Genomic DNA, 4,398 nt, shown 5'->3' with positions numbered 1-4,398 from the left:
GGAGAGTAGGTCGCCGCCGGACAATCTTTTATGAGGGCCCTCACCTTTCGGTGGGGGCCTTCATGTTTTCCAGGAGAGTTCCGAAAGGCCGAGGCTCCCGCCGGCCGGTGGGGTTCTTACTCTGGAATCCGGACTGTCGGCCGGTGATCCTCGGGCTTTCCGGGAGAGTTCTGGCGGCCGATGGGAGCCTTTCTGTTTTCGTATCTCGCGATGGGAAAGTGCTCCACCGGGTGGTGAGGCCCTTTTTTGCGTTGGGGGTACTCGTGTCCGGAAGCTGACCGGGACGTCAGTAGGCTGGAGACGTGGACTATCGAGCGGTTGAACAAGCGATCATGCAGCGTGGAGTCGAGTGGAACTTCGAGCCCAGTCTCGACAGGATCGCCGCGCTTATGGACCTGCTCGGTTCCCCGCAGCACTCCTATCCCGTCGTGCACGTGGCCGGTACGAACGGTAAGTCGAGCACGACCCGGATGATCGAGGCGCTGCTGCGTGAGCGCAATCTGCGTGTCGGCCGGTTCACCAGCCCGCATCTCGTCTCCATGCGCGAGCGCATCAGCGTGGACGGTGCCCCACTGAGTGAGGAGCGCTTCGTCGAGGTCTACGAGGACATCGCGCCCTACCTGGAGATGGTCGACGCTCAAGGACGACGGCCCTCCTTCTTCGAGACACTCACCGCGATGGCGTTCGCGGCGTTCGCCGACGCCCCCGTGGACGTCGCGGTCATCGAGACGGGAATGGGCGGCATCACCGACGCCACCAACGTCGCGGACGGCGCTGTGGCAGTCATCACGCCCATCTCCCTCGACCATGTCGAATACCTCGGGCCCGACGTCGAGACGATCGCGGGGGAGAAGGCCGGCATCATCAAGGCCGGGGCGATCGCCGTGCTCGCGCAGCAGGAGCTTCCCGCAGCCGCGGTGCTGATGCAGCAGGCGGCCGAGACGGGCGCCACCGTGGCACGCGAGGGACTGGAGTTCGGAGTGCTGGGCCGGGAACTCGCCATCGGTGGGCAACTGCTCCGGCTCAAGGGTCTCAAGGGTACCTATGACGACATCCTGCTCCCCCTGTACGGCGCTCACCAGGCCGGCAACGCCGCCTGCGCCCTGGCCGCGGTCGAGGCGCTGACCGGCGGGGACGAGCCTCTCGACGCCGAGCTGGTGCGGCAGGCGTTCCTGGGGGTGCGCTCGCCCGGCAGGCTGGAGGTGGTGCGCCGGGGCCCCACGGTTGTCGTCGACGCCGCGCACAACCCGGCGGGGATGCGGGCCACTCTGGACGCAGTGCACGAGTCCTTCGACTTCGCGAAGCTCATCGGAGTGCTGGCGGTGTTCGAGGACAAGGACGTCGAGGGCATCCTGGAGCTGCTGGAACCGATGATGGACGAGATCGTGGTGACCCGGAACTCCTCGCCAAGGTCCATGGACGTGGACGATCTCGCCGCGCTGGCCGAGGAGATCTTCGGTCTCGACCGGGTGCACCAGGTCGAGCGGTTGGACAGTGCGATCGACAGGGCGATCGGCATGGTCGACGCTCTGGGAGAGTTCAGCGGTGCCGGGGTGTTGATCACAGGTTCCGTGGTCACCGCCGGCGACGCGCGGCTCCTGCTCAAGGCAGACGAGACGCAGTGAGCGGTGAGTGCCGACGGCCGCCGGCCGGGCGACTGAGGAGGAGAGAGAAATGATCACGGTCACTCCGGGCATGAGGCGCCTCTGCGCCAGCGTGCTCGGCATGGAGGCCATAGTCGTCGGGCTGTTCACGCCGGTGGCCATCAACACCCAGGGCGTCGAACCGGCCATCGCGGCCACCGTCGGGCTGGGTCTGGCGCTCCTCTGCGTGCTGGTCATCGGCCTGCTCAAGCGGCCTTTCGCCTACGTCGCGGGAAGCCTGGTCCAGGTGCTCGCCATCGCCTCCGGCTTCATGGTCCCGACCATGTTCTTCCTCGGAGTGATCTTCGCCGCGCTGTGGATCACAGCGATATTCGTCGCTCGCCGTGTCGAGGGCGTGACTTCTCGCTAAAGTCGGCCAACATGGCCGTCCCTCCCATTCAGCCGACTCGGGCAGTGGGCGCCGGGCCCACGGGCCTGGTGCGCGCATTCCGTGTCTCGTTGATGCTCGACGTCGTCCTAGGACTGCTCGTCGCGGTAGTGCTGCCGTTGGCGATCGTCGCCATCCCCAACACCATCTCGGTGGTCGCCGCCCTCCTGCCACCGGAAGTCTCACAGATAGCGATGATCAGGGCGCATGGGCTGGCGCTCCCCGCGATGGTCCTGACCATGCCGGTGGCCGCGGTGCTCGTACGCCGGGTGCGGGCGGCCCCGATGGTGGTCGCGGGGCTGACCCTGCTCGCCTTCGCGGACGCGGCCGGCGGCTATGCAGGGTCCACGGTGCTGGTGGGGGTCCTGCGGGTCCTGCACGGTGTCGGCGCGGGCCTGCTGGTCCCCGCCACCCTGATGGCCGTCTGGGGGCGCTCACCGTTCCTGCGGGCGCTGTGGGCGGCCGCGCTGGCGGCGAGCCTCCTGGCCGCACAGGCGCTCGCGCTCTGGCCCCTCGACCAGGTCGACTCCTGGCGCGTCACCCTGCAGCCGTACCCGATGCTCACCGGGGTAGCGCTCGTGCTGGCCGCGCTCTACCTCGTGCTGTGGCTGAAGGACGGGGAGAGCGCCGCCGGTCCGGGCGCGGTCGTCGCGGCACGCGGGCGCCCGCTGTGGGCGGTCGTGCCCGCTGCGGGCGTCGCGGCCCTCGCCCTGGGCAGCACGTTCGACTGGTCGGCGAGTCTCGTGATCCGCGCGGCCCTGGTGTCCGTCGTCGTGCTGCTCGCCCTGGCCTCCTCGGGGGCCTCACGGGGGGCCGCCGGCCGCGCGCCGGCCTACGCGATGGTCGCGGTCGGCGTCGTTGTCCTGCCCACCGCGGCCCAGGTCACCTATGTCGAACTCGGCGGGCTGGGCGGTCCGGGGCTGTCCGGCCTGTGGTCGGCCTTCGCGATCGCCACCGTGGTGGCCCTCCTGGCCGCCGCGCTGACGAACCGGCTGGCCGCCACGGCCATGCCCATGGTCACCGCCGGTGGACTGGTGGTGGTGGTCGGGGGCCTGTGTGCGGTACGGCTGTTCCTTCCCGCTCCGGGCGGGCTCGCGCTGATCCTTCCGTTCACGCTGCTCGCGGGTGGTGCCTCGGTGGCCCTCACCGGCGCGCTGCGCTCCTGTGCCGAGGAGGCCGCGCTCCTGGCGCTGTCGCTGTTCTTCCCCGCGGTGCTGGCCGGATTCCTGCTGGGCAGCGGTGTCCAGGTCGCCCAGCTGCGGGAGGCCAAGACCCCGCAGGCGCTGGTCGACGGGTTCGTGGACGCTCTGCACCTGTGGGCACTGATCGGGGGTGGCCTGGTGCTCGTGGTGATCGTGCTCGCTGCCGTACTGGCCCGTCTCCTGCCGGGGCGTCCGGGAAGTCCGGAGAGCCCGCCGGATGCCGGTACGGCGGACACCTCGCCAGTGGCGGGCCCCACCTCCGGGCTGGTGCCCTCTCCCGCGGGGGAGGTCGATCCCGCCGACGGGGTACGGCAGGGAGGCGTCATGCGAGGACAGTCAGGGCCCACGGTGGTGCGGCCGCGCTCCGAGGCGATGACCGGTTCCCACACGCCGGCCCGCTCGAAGCCGGAGGCCGGGCCGGTGCACGGGTCCGTCGCCGCGGCGGGAGGAGGTGCCGGGGCGGGTAAGGGCAACAGGTCCAGGCCCCGGCACGAGCCGGACCGCGTTCCCGAGCGGGACCCCGACACGGAGCCGGAGCCGGAGAAGGTGGTCGCGCCGCCGGTGGTGGTGCCACCGCCCGCGCCCTCTCCGGAGGATGGCCCGGGGAACGGTCCGGCCCTCCAGTGACTCCGCCGACCACGGGAAAGCGCGCGAAGGGCGGTAAACTTCGCGCGATTACCGCAGTCAGCGACCCATACGTGTTCGAAGGAGAACCTCAGTGTCCGAGCGCACCCTTGTCCTGATCAAGCCCGACGGTGTGGCGCGTGGTCTCATCGGCGACGTGATCGCCCGTGTCGAGCGCAAGGGCCTGAAGGTCGTGGCGCTGGAGCTGCGCACCCTGGACGTCGACACCGCCAAGACGCACTACGCCGAGCACTCCGAGCGGCCGTTCTTCGGTGAGCTGGTGGAGTTCATCACCTCCGGTCCGCTGGTCGCGCTGGTGCTGGAGGGGCCGCGCGCCATCGAGGCCTTCCGCTCCCTCGCCGGCCTGACCGACCCGGTCAAGTCCGCTCCCGGCACCATTCGCGGTGACCACGCTCTGGAGATCGGCGAGAACGTCGTCCACGGCTCGGACTCCCCCGAGTCCGCCGCAAGGGAGATCAAGATCTTCTTCCCGGATCGCTTCTAGGCGCCCGCTTTTATCGTGTTTGTCGGGCCCCGCCGT

4 protein-coding genes are annotated in these 4,398 nt (G+C 69.9%); all 4 read left to right on the top strand.

Annotated elements, in window-relative coordinates; all coding sequences use genetic code 11:
* Positions 1-332: 332 nt before the first annotated feature.
* Positions 333-1,625: a folylpolyglutamate synthase/dihydrofolate synthase family protein gene (locus tag ABZU75_RS45405; protein ID WP_355569455.1), complete on the top strand. Its 1,293-nt coding sequence runs from the start codon at positions 333-335 to the stop codon at positions 1,623-1,625.
* A 49-nt stretch (positions 1,626-1,674) separates the two neighbouring features.
* The gene (locus tag ABZU75_RS45400; protein ID WP_355569452.1) at positions 1,675-2,013 is read left to right on the top strand and encodes a DUF4233 domain-containing protein; all 339 of its coding nucleotides are present in this window, start codon (positions 1,675-1,677) and stop codon (positions 2,011-2,013) included.
* A 68-nt stretch (positions 2,014-2,081) separates the two neighbouring features.
* The gene (locus ABZU75_RS45395; RefSeq protein ID WP_355569449.1) at positions 2,082-3,860 is read left to right on the top strand and encodes a hypothetical protein; all 1,779 of its coding nucleotides are present in this window, start codon (positions 2,082-2,084) and stop codon (positions 3,858-3,860) included.
* Between the two features lie 91 nt (positions 3,861-3,951).
* Positions 3,952-4,362: a nucleoside-diphosphate kinase gene (gene ndk, locus ABZU75_RS45390; protein WP_030924808.1), complete on the top strand. Its 411-nt coding sequence runs from the start codon at positions 3,952-3,954 to the stop codon at positions 4,360-4,362.
* Positions 4,363-4,398 lie beyond the last annotated feature (36 nt).

Origin of the sequence: Streptosporangium sp. NPDC005286 (genome assembly GCF_040607515.1) — a bacterium.
In the GTDB taxonomy this organism is placed as follows: Bacteria; Actinomycetota; Actinomycetes; order Streptosporangiales; family Streptosporangiaceae; genus Streptosporangium.
This window is presented reverse-complemented; position numbering and strand designations above follow the sequence as displayed.